Consider the following 17,453-nt stretch of genomic DNA (forward strand, 5'->3'; position numbering starts at 1 on the left):
ACTTCACTCCCGCTCAAGGTGGAGTTTTCCTATGTCATTTTCAAGCCTTGCAGAAACCCAGTCGTCGCCAACATGACAGGGATATTACAAGGCGCTCACACAAACACTACACGCCGGGCCGGTCTGCTCATTGACATAAACGCGCACCGCATCGGGCTTTGAAAAAACGCGGCGAATGCGAAGCAGCGAGAAAGATCATGATCTCCGCGCTTGCTGTCTAAAGCAAGCTGAATATCGCACAACCTTCAGCTTTCGCTATTTCGCGAAAACACTGCAACGAACCACAGTTTACCAACGAAAAGAGGCCCCAATATGGGGCCTCTCCAAACACTATTTCGCCGTTCCGGATCAGGCCGAGACGTTGGCCTTTTCGTCCTGACGATCGGCATAGATGTAAAGCGGACGGGCATTGCCCTTCACCACATCGTCCGAAATCACGACTTCGCGTACGCCATCGAGCGCCGGCAGTTCGAACATCGTGTCGAGCAGGATCTTTTCCATGATCGAGCGAAGACCACGGGCGCCGGTCTTACGGGTGATCGCCTTCTTGGCAATCTCGCGAAGAGCGTCCTCATGGAACGTCAGTTCCACATCTTCCATCTCGAACAGGCGCTGATACTGCTTGATCAGAGCGTTCTTCGGCTCAGACAGGATCTGGATCAGTGCGTCTTCGTCCAGGTCCTCGAGCGTTGCCAGAACCGGCAGACGTCCGATGAATTCCGGGATGAGGCCGAACTTGACCAGATCTTCCGGCTCCAGTTCGCGCAGCACTTCGCCAACACGGCGGTCGTCCGCAGCCTTGACGGATGCGCCGAAACCGATCGAGGTCTTCTCGCCACGGGCGGAGATGATCTTGTCGAGGCCGGCAAAGGCACCACCGCAGATGAACAGGATGTTCGTCGTGTCGACCTGCAGGAATTCCTGCTGCGGATGCTTGCGGCCGCCCTGCGGCGGAACGGAAGCAACCGTGCCTTCCATGATCTTCAGAAGCGCCTGCTGCACGCCTTCGCCCGATACGTCGCGGGTGATCGACGGATTGTCCGACTTGCGCGAGATCTTGTCGACTTCGTCGATGTAGACGATGCCGCGCTGAGCACGTTCGACGTTGTAGTCGGCCGACTGCAGGAGCTTGAGGATGATGTTTTCGACGTCCTCACCGACGTAACCGGCTTCGGTCAACGTCGTGGCATCGGCCATGGTGAACGGTACATCGATGATGCGGGCCAGCGTCTGGGCAAGATAGGTCTTGCCGCAGCCGGTCGGGCCGACAAGCATGATGTTCGACTTCGCAAGCTCGACGTCACCACCCTTTGAGGCATGTGCGAGGCGCTTGTAATGGTTGTGAACGGCAACCGACAGAATGCGCTTGGCCTGCTGCTGGCCGATGACGTATTCGTCGAGAACCTTGATGATGTCCTGCGGCGTGGGAACGCCCTCGCGGGACTTGACCATCGAGGTCTTGTTCTCTTCACGGATGATGTCCATGCACAATTCGACGCATTCATCGCAGATGAATACGGTCGGTCCGGCGATAAGCTTGCGGACCTCGTGCTGGCTCTTTCCGCAGAAGGAGCAGTATAATGTATTCTTGGAGTCGCCGCCGTTGCCGCTGCTGACTTTGCTCATATCACTTTCCTTCCAGCACTCTGCGCTCACGTAGGCACGGGCGCAGTCCACTCAACCGCTGCCGGCACGTGACACCGACGGGCTTCACGTGCCTGCCCTGCTTCGAGGGTACTCTACCGGTCATACATGACCGGCGGCAACGAAACCCTCAGAAACGAATGCTATGTCATAAAAGTTCAACACAGCATTAATAGTTACTAATAGCGCTTTCCGGCCGACTTGAAACCCCTTTTTGCTCACAACGGGGTGACAGTTACCGAAAGGCTACAACCCGATCAGCCCTCGGAGCCGCCTTCGAGTTCCTGACGCGTGGTCAGGATCTTGTCGATGACACCCCATTCCTGGGCCTCGTCGGCAACCATGAAGTGGTCACGATCAAGCGTCTTTTCGACTTCCTCGAGGGTGCGACCGGTATGCTTCACGTAGACTTCGTTCAGGCGGCGCTTCATCTTGAGGATGTCGCGAGCATGACGCTCGATATCGGATGCCTGGCCCTGGAAACCGCCCGAAGGCTGATGCACCATGATGCGGGCATTCGGCGTGGCAAAACGCATTCCCTTTTCGCCGGCGGCGAGCAGAAGCGATCCCATCGAGGCAGCCTGACCGATGCAGAGCGTCGAAACGGCCGGCCGGATGAACTGCATCGTATCGTAGATCGCCATGCCGGCGGTGACGACGCCACCCGGCGAATTGATGTAGAGGGCGATTTCCTTCTTCGGGTTCTCCGCTTCGAGGAAGAGAAGCTGGGCGCAGACGAGCGACGCCATGTGATCTTCCACCGGACCGGTGAGGAAAATGATGCGCTCCTTCAACAGGCGCGAATAGATATCGTAGGAGCGTTCACCGCGATTGGTCTGTTCGACGACCATTGGCACCAGGGCCATTGCGGTATCAACTGGATTTCTCATGTCCGTCCTTTGTCAAATGCCTTGCCGAAGCGAGCATGCCGCTCCGGAATCATTGGAATTGGTCAATCCCTACATAGAGTGTCAATGCCCGGTACTTCAAGACGGAGAGCCCGATATCCTTAACTCGAAATCCTTAAACCCCAGGGGATGCGCGAAACTGACCGCATCTGCGCTGTCGCGAATAAATGGCGCCGGCTCAATGACGCCAGGCCGATGCACCCGCTTTTATTGGCCGGCAAGGTAAAGCGGGAGTAAATCTCCACGGCAAATACGACCACTGAGGTCATCTGGAGGGACGAACCGGCAATAGGACGCAAACGACGCTTTAAACTTTTCCCTTTACAAGCAAGGCCATGCCGAGGGTCGGCGGGGAGTATTGCGTTGGATATCGTAACCGGTTTCATGATCTGGGCAGCAGAGGCCAGCACGCTTGGCGTACTCTTGCTGTCGCGCTGGTTTTATGAGCGGCAACCGTTCCACCTGACCTGGGGCATCGGGTTCCTGTTCCACGGCGTCGGCGTCGGGATGGTGGCGCTGCGCGGCACTCTGCCCGACTTCATCTCGATCGAAATCGCCAATGTGATGACGCTTGCCGGTATCGGCCTGTGGATTGCCGGCATGCTGCAATTCGACAGGCGGCGCGTTGAGGCCTTCATTGCCATCCCCGCGCTGATCTTCGTCGCCGGCATGATCCTCGATCCGGTGCGCGGCAATTTCGCCTACCGCGTCGCGCTTTATCACGGTTCCGCTTCGATCGGTTACCTGATGCTGATTGCTGCTGCGCTCTGGGGTGATAATGGCAGATCGCAGACCCGCCGCTTGTTTGCCCTTTTCGTCGGCATACAGGTCCTGTCCAGCACGATCGTGGCGATCTACGCCCTGATTGCCCAGCCGCAATCCTTCGGCGCCGGCACGAGTTCCATCTGGCTGCTGCTGGTTGCCGCATTCTGCTTCATGGCCGCGATCATGACCGGCGCAAAACTCATCAACGAACGCAATGAAGCCAAGCTGAAACTGCTTGCCGTCACCGACCCTTTGACCAACCTGCTCAATCGCCGCGGGCTGATCGAAGAATTCCATAGGCTCAAGCGCACCCATTCCGCAGACACAGGATTGCTTGCGCTGATCCATCTCGACCTCGACGGGTTTAAACAGATCAACGACCTTTACGGTCATCAGGCCGGCGACGAGGTTCTGGTCGCCTTTGCCAGGATAGGCGCTGCCGCCCAGCGCGGGCGCGGATCGTTCGGCCGCATGGGCGGCGAAGAATTCGCCTCGATCATGCATGTGGCCAACATGATCGAGGCTGCAAGCGTCGCCGAAGCGATCAGGACGACGCTGAAACATCAGCCGATCACCGTCGGAGAACACAAGATCCCCGTCACCGTCAGCATCGGCATCGCGCTTGCGGAGATCCGCTTGGCAAACCTCGATCCTCTTCTCAGCACGGCGGACCGGGCACTTTACGTTGCCAAGACGAGCGGCCGCGACCGCACTGCGATCGGCACCGAGAATGACGTATCGATCGTCCCCGCCATAGACCATGCAGACGGGGATCAACCGCCCGCGCAGGCGAGCATGACACAGCAGGTCGCAGCCCTCAGGCGGATCGTCGCGATCGGCAAATAGCCGAACAAGTCAATGCCGCCTATTGCCTTCGGCTGATGAACCACCCAAATCCATCCGACACCAGGCGCGGAGGATGGACATGGCGAAGCGAATTTACGGGGCCGTCGTGATCGGTCTCCTGTCGGTCTCTCCGGTGATGGCGCAGCAGGCCTCGGATACCGTCGCTCCGGAACGAGCAACAGGCATTGCCGGCGCCAAACGCGTGGAAGCCAAGGATTTCATGGTCGCCGCGGCCAACCCATTGGCCGCGCAGGCGGGCCGTGACGTGCTTGCCGCCGGCGGCAACGCAATCGACGCGATGGTCGCGATACAGGCGGTTCTGGGTCTTGTCGAACCCCAAAGTTCAGGCCTCGGCGGCGGCGCCTTCCTGGTTTATTACGACGCGTCATCGAAGCGGCTGACGACATTCGACGCGCGCGAGACTGCGCCGATGGAAGCAACGCCGAAGCTCTTCCTCGACGATGCCGGCCAACCGTTGAAATTCATGGACGCCGTGGTCGGCGGACGCTCGGTCGGCACGCCGGGGACGGTGCGGCTGATGGAGGACGTGCAGAAACGTTATGGCCGTGAAAACTGGCCGATGCTTTTGAAACCTGCCGCCAGGCTTGCCCGGGATGGTTTTGAGGTATCTCCTCGCCTTGCCTCGCTCGTTGCTGCGGAAGGCGACAAGCTGAAACGCTACGAGGGCACACGCGATTATTTCTTCGATCCGTCCGGCGCCCCCATTAAGGCCGGCACGATCTTAAAGAACCTCGCCTATGCGGAAACGCTCGAGGCGATCGCCACCGGCGGCGCCGACGCCTTCTATCGCGGCCCGATGGCCGAAGACATCGTCAAGACCGTGCGCAGCGCCAAAGGAAATCCCGGCGTGTTGTCGCAAACCGATCTTGCCACCTATCACATCAAGGAGCGCGAACCGGTCTGCTTCACCTATCGCGCGCTCGACGTCTGCGGAATGGGGCCGCCGTCCTCGGGCGGCATTGCGATCGGCCAGATGCTCGGCATGACGGAAAATTTCGACCTCAAGGGTCTCGGACCGGAGAATGTCGAGAGCTGGCGGATCATCGGAGATGCGCAGCGGCTCGCGTTTGCCGACCGCGAACGCTATGTCGCCGACACCGATTTCCTGCCTTTGCCGATCGGTGGTCTTCTCGACAAAACCTATCTCGGCGAGCGGGTAAAACTTCTCGACGGCGACAAGGCGCTTGCCAAGGATGCGGTCAAGGCGGGCGAACCGCAATGGGATCACGCGCTGCTGTTCGGCCGTGATGCGGCGATCGAACTACCGTCTACAAGTCACTTCGTCATCGTCGACCGGGAAGGCAATGTCGTGTCGATGACAACGACGATCGAAAACGGTTTCGGCTCGCGGCTGATGACCCACGGCTTCCTGCTCAATAACGAGCTGACCGATTTTTCTTTCAAGACGCATGATGGCGGCCTGGCTATCGCCAACCGGGTGGAACCGGGCAAACGACCGCGCTCGTCAATGTCACCGACGATCGTGATGAAGGACGGCAAACCGCTTCTCGCCATCGGTTCACCCGGCGGTAGCCAGATCATCGGTTATGTGGCGCAGGCGCTGATTGCCTATATCGACTGGGGCATGCCGATCGAAAAGGTCGTCGCGCAGCCGCATCTGATCAACCGCTTCGGCACTTACGATCTGGAAGCCGGCACCAGTGCCGAGACATTCGCCGAACCGCTCAAGGCCTTGGGTTATGAGGTCAAGGCAACGGAGATGAATTCGGGCCTGCACGCAATCGAGATCAAGGACGGCAGGATTTCCGGCAGTGCCGACCCGCGCCGCGAGGGTATCGCGATCGGCGAGTGACGGGCAATCCTTAGGACTTGGCCTTCAATCGCGATTGCGCAGCGCCGAAGGTTTGCGCTACGCATCGGAGATGACATCTCTGCCTGATTTTCTCCGCATCGATCCGCAGACCCGCCGCGTTTCGCTCGATGGCCGCAATCCGGCCTTTTACAGCGATCCGAACCGTGTCTATGCGCTTTTGCATGCGCATTGTCCGACCTTCTACTGGGAGGAGCAGAGGCAGTGGTTCTTCACCGGCTACGACCACGTCAACGGACTGTTGCGTGATCGACTGTTCGGGCGGCAGATCCTGCATGTGGCGAGCCGCGACGAACTCGGCCTGCCGGAGCCGCAAGCCCATCTTGCCAATTTCGACCTTGCCGAGCGGCATTCGCTGCTCGAAATAGAGCCGCCCGAACACACGCGGCTTCGGACCCTCGTCAACCGGGCCTTTGTCTCGCGTCATATCGAAAAGCTCAGGCCGGAGATTGCCGATCTGGCGGAGCGCCTGATCGACCGCTTCGAACGCGACGGCAGCACCGAGCTGCTCTCCGCCTTTGCCGACGTCATCCCGGTGACGATGATCGCCAGGATGATCGGCATTCCCGACGAGATGGGGCCGCAACTGCTGAAGTGGAGCCACGCCTATGTCAGCATGTATATGTTCAAGCGCTCCCGGGAAGACGAATATGCAGCCGACCGGGCGGCCAGGGAATTCGCCGACTATGTGAAGACGCTGATTAAAGAGCGCCGCAAGACCCCGACCGAAGACCTGCTCAGTCACATGATCCATACTGAACGAAAGTCTGTTGATGGAGGACGCGGCCAGCACCTCACGGACGATGAACTGGTGTCGACCACGATCGTACTTCTGAATGCCGGGCATGAGGCGACCGTTCACCAGATCGGCAATTCGGTGCGCGTGATCCTTGAAAGCGGGCTGCCACCCGCGGCGCTTTTCAGCGACGAGGCGACGACCGAACGGACGGTCGAGGAAACGCTGAGGATCTGCGCGCCGGTGCATATCTTCCAGCGTTTTGCGCTCGAGGATGTGGAGATCGACGGGGTTTCACTCAGGCGCGGCGACAAGGTGAGCCTTATCCTTGCCGCTGCCAACCTCGATCCGAAGACATTTTCCGATCCGCTCCGCTTCAAGCCGGAGCGCAAGGAGGCACAGAATCTTTCCTTCGGCGCCGGCATCCATTTCTGCATCGGTGCACCGCTCGCGCGACTGGAACTGAACACGGTCCTGCCGATCCTGTTTCGCCGCCTGCCCGGCTTGCGGCTGCAAGCCACACCAGTGGTCAAGGATGTCTATCATTTCCACGGGCTGGAGCGGCTCGATCTGGCCTGGTAACGGCTTTCGCCTTGCAGTGGTGACAGTTCGCCACATCGAAAACACATGGCTCTCATGCAATCTGTTTAATTGTTTAGAGGAACCAGTACCTTATAGTACGGCGCAGGGAGGATTGCAGAATAGGTATTCCTCCGTGACCAAGCGCAAAGCCTCCATTCTCCTGCAGAAAAGCCTGCATCGCAGTCGCCTCGCGCAGGTGGCGATGATTGTGCTGCTGTGGCTTGCGGGCGAAGTCGTTTCGCGCAGCACCGGGCTGCCGGTTCCCGGTAGCGTGCTTGGCCTGTTCGGTCTTCTCTATCTGTTGGTGACCGGGACGATCCGTCTGTCGACAATGCGGCGCGGCGCCTATCTGCTGCTCGCCGACATGCTGTTGTTCTTCGTGCCGGCCGTGCTTGCGGTCCTCGACCATTCCGAATTTTTCGGCCTGATGGGCCTGAAGGTGCTTGCCGTTATCGTCGCCGGTACATTGATGGTCATGTGCATGACGGCGCTGGCCGTCGATCTCGGTTACCGATTGATGCTGCGCCTGGAGAGCCGGCATGCCCTCTCTTGAGCCCCCTTCGCTTGAGACGGTCGCCATCACGATCTTCTGGTCGGTCGCAACGATTGCAATCTACCTTCTTTCCAAGCGGACCTATCGGCGCTGGCCGGCACTCTGGTCTTCACCGCTTGTTCTGACACCGGTTCTGCTTGCGGCGCTCGCGCTGTCGCTGCACACGACATACAGCGAATATATCGGCGCCACCCGCTGGCTGATGGTCATCCTCGGACCGGTGACCGTCGCCTTCGCCATTCCGATCTACGAGCAGCGGGCAATGATCATGCGTTACTGGCCGGTGCTGCTGTTCGGCATCATCGTCGGCAGCGGCACGGCGATGGTCACGGCCTGGGCACTGGCAAGCCTTCTGTCCATCGACGGTGCGTTGCGTCTCAGCCTCGTGCCGCGTTCGATCAGCACGCCGTTTGCCATGGCGATTTCGCAGAATATCGGCGGCGTGCCGGATCTTACCGCCCTGTTCGTGGTGATCACCGGCGTTCTGGGTGCCGCCATGGGAGAAAACCTGTTGCGCATCCTGCCGCTCAAGTCGTCGCTGGCACGCGGCGCGCTGTTCGGCATGGGTGCCCACGGCGCCGGCGTGGCGAAAGCCAACCAGATCGGCGCCGAAGAGGGCTCGGTCGCCGGCCTGGTCATGGTTCTGGTCGGCCTCGTCAACGTGCTCGCGGCGCCGCTGCTTGCCCATATTCTCCGTTAGTGGCTGACACCGTATCTTGCAGCCGGCCTGTTCAGCGACAGATGCGGACCGAGCGCACCGCGTGCTACGGCATAGGCATCATAGAGTGCCTTATCCGCCAATGACGGGATGGTCACCAGTTCGCCCTGATCGAAGCCTGCAAGTGCCGCATCGACCATATCACCGACATCCATCACCTTGTCCTGATCGAGATCGTCAAAGGATCGCCCGACCCGATCGAAGATCTCGGTGCGGGTCAGGCCCGGCAGGACAGCCTGAAGCTTGACGCCCTTGCCGGCCAGCTCGCTCGACAGCGCCTCGGTCAAGGCCAGCACGAAGGCTTTTGTCGCGACATAAGTGCCGTTGAACCATTGCGGCGCCAGTGCCACGACGGATGCTGTGTTGATGATCGCCCCCTGCCCCTTCGCGGCAAAGATCTGGGCTGCTGCAACGCCAAGCCGATTGGCGGCTACCACGTTGAGATCCACCATCCTGTCGAGATAATCGAGATCGCTTTCAAGCAGGGAGCCGCTCGGGCCAATGCCGGCATTGTTGACGAAAAGCGTGATCCCGCCATCCTGCCGCAGCCGTTGCTCCACCGTCGAGATGCCGGCCCGGTCGGCAAGGTCCGCCGGCAGGATATCGGCCTTTACGCCATGGGCCGCCGCCAGTTTGCCGGCCAGCTCGGCAAGTCTTGCAGCGTCACGTGCCACCAGGATCAGATCGTATCCGCGGCGGGCAAGTCGATCGGCATAGGTGGCACCGATGCCCGAAGAGGCGCCGGTTACGAGAGCGGTTCCAAGTCCGGATGTCATGAGAAATCTCCTGTTTCGATGATGGCTGGAATTTACTGGTATATGCCACTATATTTGAGGACAGATTTTGACTGCGCAAGTGGCAGCCGCATTTTTTATGCGGGCGCCTGGATTTCTGGCAGCTTGAAGCGTTGCCGTGACCGGCGAGGTCAGGGATGATGGGACCATGGAGAAAATCAGAAACGATATCTGGATGCATTGCAGCAGCAGTTCCGTGCGCCGGGCGTCCCGTCAGCTCACGCAGCTTTATGCCGATGCGATGGGGTTGACCGACCTGCGCGGCACGCAGTTTTCATTGCTGACGCAGATCAGCTTCCTTCAAGAGCCGACCCAGAAGACGCTGGCAGATGCGATGGTGATGGATCTGTCGGCGCTCGGCCATACGCTGAAGCCGTTGATCCGCCACGGCCTGGTGGAACTCGTCCCCGACGAGAAGGACCGCCGCGCAAAGCGCGTGCGGCTGACGGAGGCCGGCAGCCGGCGGCAGGCCGAGCTCGTCGCCAGCTGGCATGAGGCGCAACGACGGTTTGACCTGGTTCTCGGCGCGGAAAAATCGGCCGAGCTTCGCCGGACGATGGCCTTTATCGCATCGGACGAATTTGCCGAGGCCTATGCGGCGGCCGACGGAAAGGGCGACGGACAGCCGTCCTTGGAAGCCTGACGGGCATTACAGCCAGCTACGGCCGTCGGCACCGGCCTGGCAGCCGTAAGGCGGCAAGACATTGCCGAACGTGTCATGCAGCTTGTCGCAACCGAATTGGCGAAGCGGCGCCGGAAGGCGGCTGTTGATCTCGATCCCGACCTCGTCATAGGGGCTGTCGGTATTGCCGATATAACGGTACCAGCGGAAACCAACGACGACAGTCAGGGCGACCACGATGGTCAGGAGAAGTCTTGCAATTCGCATTTCGGCATCCGGGTTGTTTCAATACCAGCTGCATGTAGCCCGACCGGATGCCGATCGACACCCCCGACAAAAGCTTTCCCCAGATCGCCGCGGATGACGGTGACTTAAAATCTAGAGCCGGATCACGTAATCCTTGCGAGTCGTTTCAACGACTTGCCAGATTCCGTTGAAGCCGGGTCGCAGGATCATCCGGTCCCCGGGGCGAAGGTGCACAGGATCACCGCCCTCCTCCGTGACGATCGAATACCCCTCGAGAATGTGGAAATATTCCCATTCGTCATAAGAGATCCGCCATGTGCCGGGCGTTGCCTCCCATATACCGGCATAGATCCCGCCATCGGCCTCCTCGACATTCCAGGTGCGGAATTCGGGACTGCCGGCGATGATGCGATCGGGAGACGGCGCCCCCTCTTCCGGCTTAACCGTCGAGAGATCGAAGGTGGTGAAGGTCGGGGCAGCGGCCATTAGCGGGTCTCCTCAATTTCATGCACGAGCTGGCGTGCGGCAATATCGGCTATGCGCGACAGCCGGTCGGCAGGCAAGCCATTTCGAGCGCTTGCCGACAGTCCGGAAAGCGTCGCCATCAGGTAATCCGTCATCATTTCGGCCATCGCAGGCGCATGATGGCTGACGCCGGTGTAGATCATCTGATGGGTTGTCTCCAGAAGCCTGCGCGCCTGCCGACCCGCCTCTGGATCGACGCCACCGCGCGCGCCCTCGATCACCATGCAACCGGTCGCATTGCCGGCACCGTATCGATCGGCAGCCTGGGACAGGAGCCGCGCCACGCCTTCAGCAAGCGGCACGCTTTCAGCCAATGCCCCTTCAATATCGATCCCTTCCAATTCCGCGTAACGCTGCAGGACCTTGCCGTAGAGCGCCGACTTGCTGCCGAAGGCCGAATAGAAGCTCGGGGGGTTGATGCCGATCGCCTGCGTCAGGTCGGCGATGCTCAGGGCGTCATATCCCCGCTCGCGAAACAGCTGCTGGGCGATGCCGAGAGCCTCCTCGACATCAAAGGCACGTGGCCGGCCACGCAATCCCGATTTTTTTGTAGCGACCATTACAAAATCCATTGACGATTGTCATTCCAGTATTTATGTAGCATGCATTACATTAATTACCAACCCGTTCAATCGAACGTCCCGATGGAGACATGCAATGACTGACTTTCATGGCAAGACAGCTCTGGTGATCGGCGGAAGCCGCGGCATCGGTGCTGCAATCGTCAAACGTTTCGCCGGCGACGGCGCCAAGGTGACATTCACCTATGCCGGCTCGAAGGAAGCTGCCGAAGCGCTTGCCGCGCAGACCGGCGCAGAAGCGGTAAAATCGGATGCAGGAGATCGCTCGCAGACGATCGCAACGGTAAGGGCCGCCGGCCCGCTGGATATACTGGTCGTCAATGCCGGCACGCTGGTCCTTGGCGACCCGCTGGAGACCGATCCTGATGCCGTCGACCGGATGATCGATATCAACGTCCGCGCCCCGTATCACGCCGCCGTCGAAGCAGCGCGTCAGATGCCCGAAGGTGGCCGGATCATCATCATCGGCTCGGTCAACGGCGACCGCATGCCGTTTGCCGGAGGTGCTGCCTATGCGCTGACGAAATCTGCCGTACAGGGAATGGCACGCGGTCTTGCCCGCGATTTCGGCCCGCGCAACATCACCGTCAACGTCATCCAGCCCGGCCCGATCGACACCGACATGAACCCGGCCGACGGCCCGATGAAGGATACGATGCACGGCTTCATGGCGCTGAAGCGCCACGGCCGGCCGGATGAAATTTCCGGCCTTGCCGCCTATCTCGCCGGCCCTGAAGGCGGCTTCATCACCGGCGCCATGCATACGATCGACGGCGGCATGGGTGCCTGAAACAGTTCCCTGCCGCATCAACAGATCTGGCCGCATTGTTGCGGCCAGATGCCCTGTCGTAAAAAATTTACACGCGACAGGATGTATTTCGTGACCAGATCGATATAGTTTGTGCCCATGGACACCCGATTGCGTGTGTCCGGCTCGGCGCGTTTTTCTATTTCCACGCGGATCACGAACCGGACGTTCTTCCTTCATGGTCGAGAGATGACCGCGCCCCGCCATAAGCCGGGGACGCCTGATTGCGCCATCGCACCTGTATTCCGTTTGCTGCCGTCCCCGTCCTGGGGCGGCATTTTTTGTTTTCCCTTTCAATCACAGAAGGAATGGCCTCCAGAGACGGCAGGCCGCTGATCATCATGATATTCGAATGGATGTCCGACCCCGCTGCATGGGCGGGTCTCGCCACCCTCATCATTCTTGAAATCGTTCTCGGCATCGACAATCTCGTATTCATCGCGATTCTTGCCGACAAACTGCCTGAACACCAACGGGAGAAAGCCCGGCTGGTCGGTCTCGGCCTCGCGCTCATCATGCGCCTTGTGCTGCTTGCATCGGTCGCCTGGATCGTGACGCTGACAGCGCCGCTGTTCACCGTGATCGGTATCGAGATTTCCGGTCGCGACCTGATCCTGCTGTTCGGCGGCGTGTTCCTTCTGTTCAAGGGCACGATGGAATTGCACGAACGGCTCGAAGGTCACGCCGGCCACAAGGAAGGCAAGATAGAACATGCCGTGTTCTGGCAGGTTCTGGTGCAGATCGTCGTGCTTGATGCCGTATTCTCGCTCGACAGCGTGATCACCGCCGTCGGCATGGTGCCGCATCTGTCTGTCATGATGATCGCCGTGATCGTCGCGGTCGGCATCATGCTGCTTGCATCGCGCCCCCTGATGGCGTTCGTCTCGAAACACCCGACCGTCGTCATCCTCTGCCTCGGCTTCCTGATGATGATCGGCTTCTCGCTGATCGTCGAAGGCCTGGGGTTCCATATCCCGAAGGGCTATCTCTATGCCGCGATCGGTTTCTCGGTCCTGATCGAGGCGTTCAATCAGGTCGGCCGCCGCAACCGCGAGCGTTTCATGTCGACAGGCGACCTGCGCGAACGCACGGCAAGCGCCGTGCTTTCGCTGCTGGGCAGTCGTCGCGGTGAGAACACGCTCGGCGAAACCGGCGATGTCATCGCCGAACGGGTGTCCGAAAACGAGCTCTTTACACCGGTCGAACACGAGATGATCGAAAGCGTTCTGACGCTTGCCGAGCGCCCGGCCAAATCGGTGATGACGCACCGGCTCGAAATCGACTGGCTGGATATCGAGGACAGCGACGAGGAATTGCGTCAGAAGGTATTGGGTTCGGGGCATTCCCGCTTCCCGATTGCCCGCGGAAGCCTCGACGAATTCCTGGGCGTGGCGCTGGCCAAGGACCTGCTGCGCGACTTGATCGAGACCGGCAAGATCGACTTCGAACGGTCGTTGCGCCAACCGCTCGTCGTGCATGAAAGCGTCAATGCGCTGCGCCTGCTCGAACAACTGCGCCAGTCGCCGCTGCAGGTGGCGATTGTGCTTGACGAATACGGCTCCGTTGAAGGCATGGTCACGGCCACCGACCTGCTGGAAGCGATCGCCGGCGATTTTGCCGATGACGACGAGGAACAGCTGACCGTCGAACGCGAAGCGGACGGTTCCCTGCTCGTCGATGGCTGGATCGATATCCGCCAGGCATCGAGGCTGCTGGATGTTGATCTCGTCGACGATGCCGATCGTTATTCGACGCTAGCGGGCTTGATCCTGTGGCGGCTCGGGCATCTGCCCGAACAGGGCGAGACGGTCAGTTTCGGCGAACTCACCTATGAAGTCGTGGCGCTCGACGGCCGCAATATCGACAAGGTGCGCATCCGCACCACCGCGTCGATGGCAAAAGAGCTTAGCAACATGCAGGCCTGACAGCAGGCAGTCAGAGGCGCCGATCTTGGTCGGCGCCTCTTTCGTTTTTTTCAACTGACCTTCGACAAGGCCTGTTCTAGATCAGCAATGATATCGGCGGCATCCTCGATGCCGATCGAAAGGCGAACCACGTCCGGGCCGGCGCCGGCGGCCACCAGCTGCTCTTCGGTGAGCTGGCGATGCGTCGTGGAAGCCGGGTGGATGACCAGAGAACGGGTATCGCCGATATTGGCGAGATGCGAGAAAAGCTGCAGCCCCTCGACAAGGCTCTTACCCGCTTCGAAACCACCCTCGATGCCGAAGGTGAAGACAGCCCCTGCCCCCCTGGGCGAATAATGCTGCTGCAGCAGATTATTGGGGTCCCCCTCCAATCCGGCATAATTGACCCAGGCGACCTTCGGATGCCGTTTCAGCCATTTGGCGACGGAAAGCGCATTGTCGCAATGTTTCTGCATCCTCAGCGGCAGGGTCTCGATGCCGGTCAGGATCATGAAGGCGTTGAAGGGCGAAATCGCCGGGCCGAGATCGCGCAGTCCGAGCACGCGCGCCGCAATCGCAAAGGCGATATTGCCGAAGGTTTCATGCAGCACGACACCGGCATATTCGGGCCGTGGCTCCGACATCATGGGATATTTGCCGGATTTCGACCAATCGAACGTGCCACCATCGACCAGGATACCGCCCATCGAATTGCCGTGGCCGCCGAGGAATTTCGTCAACGAGTGGACGATGATATCGGCTCCATGCTCCAGCGGCCGCAGCAGATACGGGCTCGCCATGGTATTGTCGACGATCAGCGGCAGCCCATGACGATGGGCGATATCGGCGATCGCCGAGATATCGACGAATGTGCCGCCCGGATTGGCAAGGCTTTCGATGAAGATCGCCCGTGTCTCGCCATCGATCGCCTCTTCGAAGCTTGCCGGATCGTCGGTATCGGCCCAGCGCACATGCCAGTCGAAATTCTTGAATGCATGACCGAACTGGTTGATCGAACCACCGTAAAGCCGTTTCGCGGCGACAAAATTGGCACCGGGCTGCATGATCGTATGGAAGATCAGCATCTGGGCTGCATGGCCGGAGGCGACGGCGAGCGCGGCCGTGCCGCCTTCCAGCGCTGCCACCCTTTCCTCGAGCACCGCCTGGGTCGGGTTCATGATCCGCGTGTAGATATTGCCGAATTCCTTAAGGCCGAAAAGCGCTGCAGCATGATCGGTGTCGTTGAAGACGAATGACGTAGTCTGGTAGATCGGCGTGACCCTTGCCCCTGTCGTTGGATCGGGCGCGGCTCCGGCATGAACGGCCAGCGTGGAAAAGCCGGGATTGAATGGCGACATGGCGATTAACCTCCCAAAATATGCGTTGTTTTTGACGTTCCGACAGCAAAGCGCGGACGTTGACGGGGATCAAGGAATATCGTTGCGCAAAAGGACATCCTTTGGGAAACAAAGGAGGACGTCATGGGAAGGATGGCATACGAGGATCACACGAGCATGTCGCGACGCTTTCTGACGTGGTGCGCGGAAGCGTGGTCGGCGGCAGCGGAAGCCGAGGAAATCGCCATGCTGGATGAGGAGACGATCCAGCAGATTTCCAAGGACTGCGCGATTGCTCCGGATGACCTGCTGCAACTCGTCAAGGCAGGTCCGCACGCGGCAGATGAAATGATCGAGATGATGCGGGCGCTCAATCTCGAACAAAGCGACGTCGCCGTGCTGCATCCTGCCCTGTTTCGGGAAATGCAGCTTACCTGTACGAAATGCCAATCGAAAACGCGTTGTCGCAATGACCTTGAGGCGCGCGTCGCAGGCCGCGAGTTCTCCGGATATTGCGGCAATGCGTCAAACCTCAATGCGATGCGCGCCGATCCCGACCTGTTGCACGGCTGACGCCCTCCGTTGACTTATCAGCCGACGAGGCGCGGATATTCGATGGCGGGGCAGCGGTTCATCACGACCTCAAGACCCGCCGCCTCGGCCTTTGCGGCCGCTTTGTCGTCACGCACACCAAGCTGCGCCCAGATCACGCCGGGGCGCGGCTCCAGAGCAAGCGCTTCGTCGACGACCGCGTCGAGATATTCAGGTGCCCGGAAGACATCCACCATATCGATCGGTGCAGGGATGTCGGCCAGTGTCGCATACGTCTTCTGGCCGAGAATTTCCCTGCCCGCCTGCCCCGGATTGACCGGATAAACAGTATAACCGAGTGACAGAAGAAAACGCATCACGCCATAACTCGGTCTGTCGGGCTTGGGCGAAGCGCCCAGAAGGGCAATCGTTCTGGTGTTGGTCAGGATGCCGGCAATATAATCGTCCTGGTAACGGTCGTGGTTCATCGTTTCGCTCCCACGGCATCTTTGTCGATCATTCATCTGCCGTGAGCGGTATGTAGGCAAGGCGAGGCCTGATCGCCATGTGCAACAGCGTTAATGCAGCGCTTCAAATCGTCGCCTCTTTCAAGGCAGGTCCAAAAAATGCATAGCTGCCTCTTTTGTTTCTGGAACATTCCAGCTTTGTTCCCGGCCATATTAGCTTCAGCTTATAATTTAATGAGAGATTACTAATAAGGGAGGCGCCCTCCTGGCATGCCCCCAATGCCGACATCCACCCGTTTTCGAGGCAAGACGAAAGCAAGTTCACCAACAAAATTGTGGTATTAAATTACCACATGTGTAACTCATTGATTTTGCTTTCTTTATTTTCAAGATGCCCAATTCCCCGATATTGACCCTCCCGGCACGCCGCGTTATAAGCCGGCCCAGATCGCGGACCTTCATCGGCCCGCTTTCTTTTTGGCGTCCACAAGACAGCCAATCCAAGCAACAAGAAACGCCCTGACAGCCGGTTACTGGCCGTTCAAGGGTCCAATGAAAGAGAAAACCATGTCTACCTTCGTTCAGAAGCCTGCAGAGGTGGAGAAGAAGTGGGTGATCATCGACGCCGAAGGGCTCGTTGTCGGCCGCCTCGCCACTCTCGTTGCCAACCGCCTGCGCGGCAAGCACAAGGCCACCTACACCCCGCACGTTGACGACGGTGACAATGTCATCATCATCAATGCGGAAAAGTGCGTCTTGACCGGCAAGAAGTACACCGACAAGAAGTATTACTGGCACACCGGTTACCCGGGTGGCATCAAGGAACGCACCGCACGCGCCATCATCGAAGGCCGCTTCCCGGAGCGCGTTCTTGAAAAGGCAATCGAGCGCATGGTTCCCCGCGGCCCGCTCGGCCGTCGCCAGATGAAGAACCTGCGCGTTTACGCCGGCTCGAACCATCCTCATGAAGCACAGCAGCCGGTCGCCCTCGACGTGGCTTCGCTGAACAGCAAGAACACAAGGAGCGCCTGATA

The 17,453-nt window shown here is 59.5% G+C and carries 18 protein-coding genes; 10 read left to right on the forward strand and 8 right to left on the reverse strand.

All coding sequences use genetic code 11. The annotated features are described in order from the left end of the window. Positions 1–348 precede the first annotated feature (348 nt). Positions 349–1,626 carry an ATP-dependent Clp protease ATP-binding subunit ClpX gene (gene clpX, locus AC2GXZ_RS20210; RefSeq protein WP_483761002.1) on the reverse strand — a complete coding sequence of 426 codons (1,278 nt, stop codon included), beginning with the start codon at positions 1,624–1,626 and terminating at the stop codon, positions 349–351. Between the two features lie 275 nt (positions 1,627–1,901). Continuing rightward, positions 1,902–2,534, reverse strand: coding sequence for an ATP-dependent Clp endopeptidase proteolytic subunit ClpP (gene clpP / locus AC2GXZ_RS20215; protein WP_483761003.1), 633 nt, complete (start codon positions 2,532–2,534; stop codon positions 1,902–1,904). A 381-nt stretch (positions 2,535–2,915) separates the two neighbouring features. On the opposite strand from clpP, the gene AC2GXZ_RS20220 reads away from it, so the two are divergent. From AC2GXZ_RS20220 to AC2GXZ_RS20240, 5 genes are all read left to right on the forward strand, one after another. Next, positions 2,916–4,163, forward strand: a complete 1,248-nt coding sequence (locus tag AC2GXZ_RS20220; protein ID WP_483761004.1) for a GGDEF domain-containing protein — start codon at positions 2,916–2,918, stop codon at positions 4,161–4,163. Positions 4,164–4,242: 79 nt separating this feature from the next. Continuing rightward, entirely contained in the window at positions 4,243–5,997 is a 1,755-nt protein-coding gene (ggt, locus tag AC2GXZ_RS20225; protein WP_483761005.1) for a gamma-glutamyltransferase, read from the forward strand. A 70-nt stretch (positions 5,998–6,067) separates the two neighbouring features. After that, positions 6,068–7,333, forward strand: a complete 1,266-nt coding sequence (locus tag AC2GXZ_RS20230; RefSeq protein ID WP_483761006.1) for a cytochrome P450 — start codon at positions 6,068–6,070, stop codon at positions 7,331–7,333. Between the two features lie 202 nt (positions 7,334–7,535). Further along, positions 7,536–7,886: a CidA/LrgA family protein gene (locus tag AC2GXZ_RS20235; protein ID WP_483761240.1), complete on the forward strand. Its 351-nt coding sequence runs from the start codon at positions 7,536–7,538 to the stop codon at positions 7,884–7,886. After that, the gene (locus AC2GXZ_RS20240) at positions 7,873–8,586 is read left to right on the forward strand and encodes an LrgB family protein (protein ID WP_483761007.1); all 714 of its coding nucleotides are present in this window, start codon (positions 7,873–7,875) and stop codon (positions 8,584–8,586) included. The genes AC2GXZ_RS20235 and AC2GXZ_RS20240 overlap by 14 nt, the downstream gene beginning before the upstream one ends. Here AC2GXZ_RS20240 and AC2GXZ_RS20245 read toward each other — a convergent pair. Further along, complete coding sequence (locus AC2GXZ_RS20245; RefSeq protein ID WP_483761008.1) at positions 8,583–9,380, reverse strand: SDR family NAD(P)-dependent oxidoreductase; 798 nt, start codon at positions 9,378–9,380, stop codon at positions 8,583–8,585. The genes AC2GXZ_RS20240 and AC2GXZ_RS20245 overlap by 4 nt on opposite strands. A gap of 166 nt (positions 9,381–9,546) precedes the next feature. On the opposite strand from AC2GXZ_RS20245, the gene AC2GXZ_RS20250 reads away from it, so the two are divergent. Continuing rightward, a complete protein-coding gene (locus AC2GXZ_RS20250) occupies positions 9,547–10,041 on the forward strand; it encodes a MarR family winged helix-turn-helix transcriptional regulator (RefSeq protein WP_483761009.1) in 495 nt (164 codons plus the stop codon). A gap of 6 nt (positions 10,042–10,047) precedes the next feature. Here the strand turns inward: AC2GXZ_RS20250 and AC2GXZ_RS20255 are convergent, their stop codons facing one another. The 3 genes from AC2GXZ_RS20255 to AC2GXZ_RS20265 all read right to left on the reverse strand — a co-directional run bounded on the left by AC2GXZ_RS20255 (position 10,048) and on the right by AC2GXZ_RS20265 (position 11,351). Continuing rightward, positions 10,048–10,287, reverse strand: coding sequence for a hypothetical protein (locus AC2GXZ_RS20255; RefSeq protein ID WP_483761010.1), 240 nt, complete (start codon positions 10,285–10,287; stop codon positions 10,048–10,050). A 111-nt stretch (positions 10,288–10,398) separates the two neighbouring features. Next, positions 10,399–10,752 (reverse strand): cupin domain-containing protein, encoded by a 354-nt coding sequence (locus tag AC2GXZ_RS20260; RefSeq protein ID WP_483761011.1) that lies wholly within the window; start codon positions 10,750–10,752, stop codon positions 10,399–10,401. Beyond that, on the reverse strand, positions 10,752–11,351 hold the full coding sequence (locus AC2GXZ_RS20265) for a TetR/AcrR family transcriptional regulator (protein ID WP_483761012.1): 600 nt from the start codon (positions 11,349–11,351) through the stop codon (positions 10,752–10,754). The genes AC2GXZ_RS20260 and AC2GXZ_RS20265 overlap by 1 nt, the downstream gene beginning before the upstream one ends. Positions 11,352–11,448: 97 nt before the next feature. Here AC2GXZ_RS20265 and bdcA point away from each other — a divergent pair, with 97 nt between their 5' ends. Then, a complete protein-coding gene (gene bdcA / locus AC2GXZ_RS20270) occupies positions 11,449–12,162 on the forward strand; it encodes an SDR family oxidoreductase (protein ID WP_483761013.1) in 714 nt (237 codons plus the stop codon). Between the two features lie 359 nt (positions 12,163–12,521). Next, positions 12,522–14,105 (forward strand): TerC family protein, encoded by a 1,584-nt coding sequence (locus tag AC2GXZ_RS20275; protein ID WP_483761241.1) that lies wholly within the window; start codon positions 12,522–12,524, stop codon positions 14,103–14,105. 50 nt (positions 14,106–14,155) lie between these two features. On the opposite strand, the gene AC2GXZ_RS20280 is transcribed toward AC2GXZ_RS20275, so the two are convergent. Further along, positions 14,156–15,442, reverse strand: coding sequence for an O-acetylhomoserine aminocarboxypropyltransferase (locus AC2GXZ_RS20280; protein WP_483761014.1), 1,287 nt, complete (start codon positions 15,440–15,442; stop codon positions 14,156–14,158). 123 nt (positions 15,443–15,565) lie between these two features. Between AC2GXZ_RS20280 and AC2GXZ_RS20285 the strand changes: the two genes are divergently transcribed. Continuing rightward, positions 15,566–15,994: a DUF6455 family protein gene (locus AC2GXZ_RS20285; RefSeq protein WP_483761015.1), complete on the forward strand. Its 429-nt coding sequence runs from the start codon at positions 15,566–15,568 to the stop codon at positions 15,992–15,994. 17 nt (positions 15,995–16,011) lie between these two features. Here the strand turns inward: AC2GXZ_RS20285 and AC2GXZ_RS20290 are convergent, their stop codons facing one another. Then, on the reverse strand, positions 16,012–16,440 hold the full coding sequence (locus tag AC2GXZ_RS20290; protein WP_483761016.1) for a CoA-binding protein: 429 nt from the start codon (positions 16,438–16,440) through the stop codon (positions 16,012–16,014). 546 nt (positions 16,441–16,986) lie between these two features. On the opposite strand from AC2GXZ_RS20290, the gene rplM reads away from it, so the two are divergent. Next, a complete protein-coding gene (gene rplM / locus AC2GXZ_RS20295) occupies positions 16,987–17,451 on the forward strand; it encodes a 50S ribosomal protein L13 (RefSeq protein WP_483761017.1) in 465 nt (154 codons plus the stop codon). Positions 17,452–17,453 lie beyond the last annotated feature (2 nt).

The organism is Aliirhizobium sp. YIM B11859, assembly GCF_057163345.1.

Coding starts and splice junctions, on each gene's coding strand:
- clpX (WP_483761002.1), bottom strand. CDS start 1,626: ATGAGCAAAGTCAGCAGCGGCAACGGCGGCGACTCCAAGAATACATTA.
- clpP (WP_483761003.1), bottom strand. CDS start 2,534: ATGAGAAATCCAGTTGATACCGCAATGGCCCTGGTGCCAATGGTCGTC.
- ggt (WP_483761005.1), top strand. CDS start 4,243: ATGGCGAAGCGAATTTACGGGGCCGTCGTGATCGGTCTCCTGTCGGTC.
- AC2GXZ_RS20230 (WP_483761006.1), top strand. CDS start 6,068: ATGACATCTCTGCCTGATTTTCTCCGCATCGATCCGCAGACCCGCCGC.
- AC2GXZ_RS20235 (WP_483761240.1), top strand. CDS start 7,536: ATGATTGTGCTGCTGTGGCTTGCGGGCGAAGTCGTTTCGCGCAGCACC.
- AC2GXZ_RS20240 (WP_483761007.1), top strand. CDS start 7,873: ATGCCCTCTCTTGAGCCCCCTTCGCTTGAGACGGTCGCCATCACGATC.
- AC2GXZ_RS20245 (WP_483761008.1), bottom strand. CDS start 9,380: ATGACATCCGGACTTGGAACCGCTCTCGTAACCGGCGCCTCTTCGGGC.
- AC2GXZ_RS20250 (WP_483761009.1), top strand. CDS start 9,547: ATGGAGAAAATCAGAAACGATATCTGGATGCATTGCAGCAGCAGTTCC.
- AC2GXZ_RS20255 (WP_483761010.1), bottom strand. CDS start 10,287: ATGCGAATTGCAAGACTTCTCCTGACCATCGTGGTCGCCCTGACTGTC.
- AC2GXZ_RS20260 (WP_483761011.1), bottom strand. CDS start 10,752: ATGGCCGCTGCCCCGACCTTCACCACCTTCGATCTCTCGACGGTTAAG.
- AC2GXZ_RS20265 (WP_483761012.1), bottom strand. CDS start 11,351: ATGGTCGCTACAAAAAAATCGGGATTGCGTGGCCGGCCACGTGCCTTT.
- bdcA (WP_483761013.1), top strand. CDS start 11,449: ATGACTGACTTTCATGGCAAGACAGCTCTGGTGATCGGCGGAAGCCGC.
- AC2GXZ_RS20275 (WP_483761241.1), top strand. CDS start 12,522: ATGATATTCGAATGGATGTCCGACCCCGCTGCATGGGCGGGTCTCGCC.
- AC2GXZ_RS20280 (WP_483761014.1), bottom strand. CDS start 15,442: ATGTCGCCATTCAATCCCGGCTTTTCCACGCTGGCCGTTCATGCCGGA.
- AC2GXZ_RS20285 (WP_483761015.1), top strand. CDS start 15,566: ATGGGAAGGATGGCATACGAGGATCACACGAGCATGTCGCGACGCTTT.
- AC2GXZ_RS20290 (WP_483761016.1), bottom strand. CDS start 16,440: ATGAACCACGACCGTTACCAGGACGATTATATTGCCGGCATCCTGACC.
- rplM (WP_483761017.1), top strand. CDS start 16,987: ATGTCTACCTTCGTTCAGAAGCCTGCAGAGGTGGAGAAGAAGTGGGTG.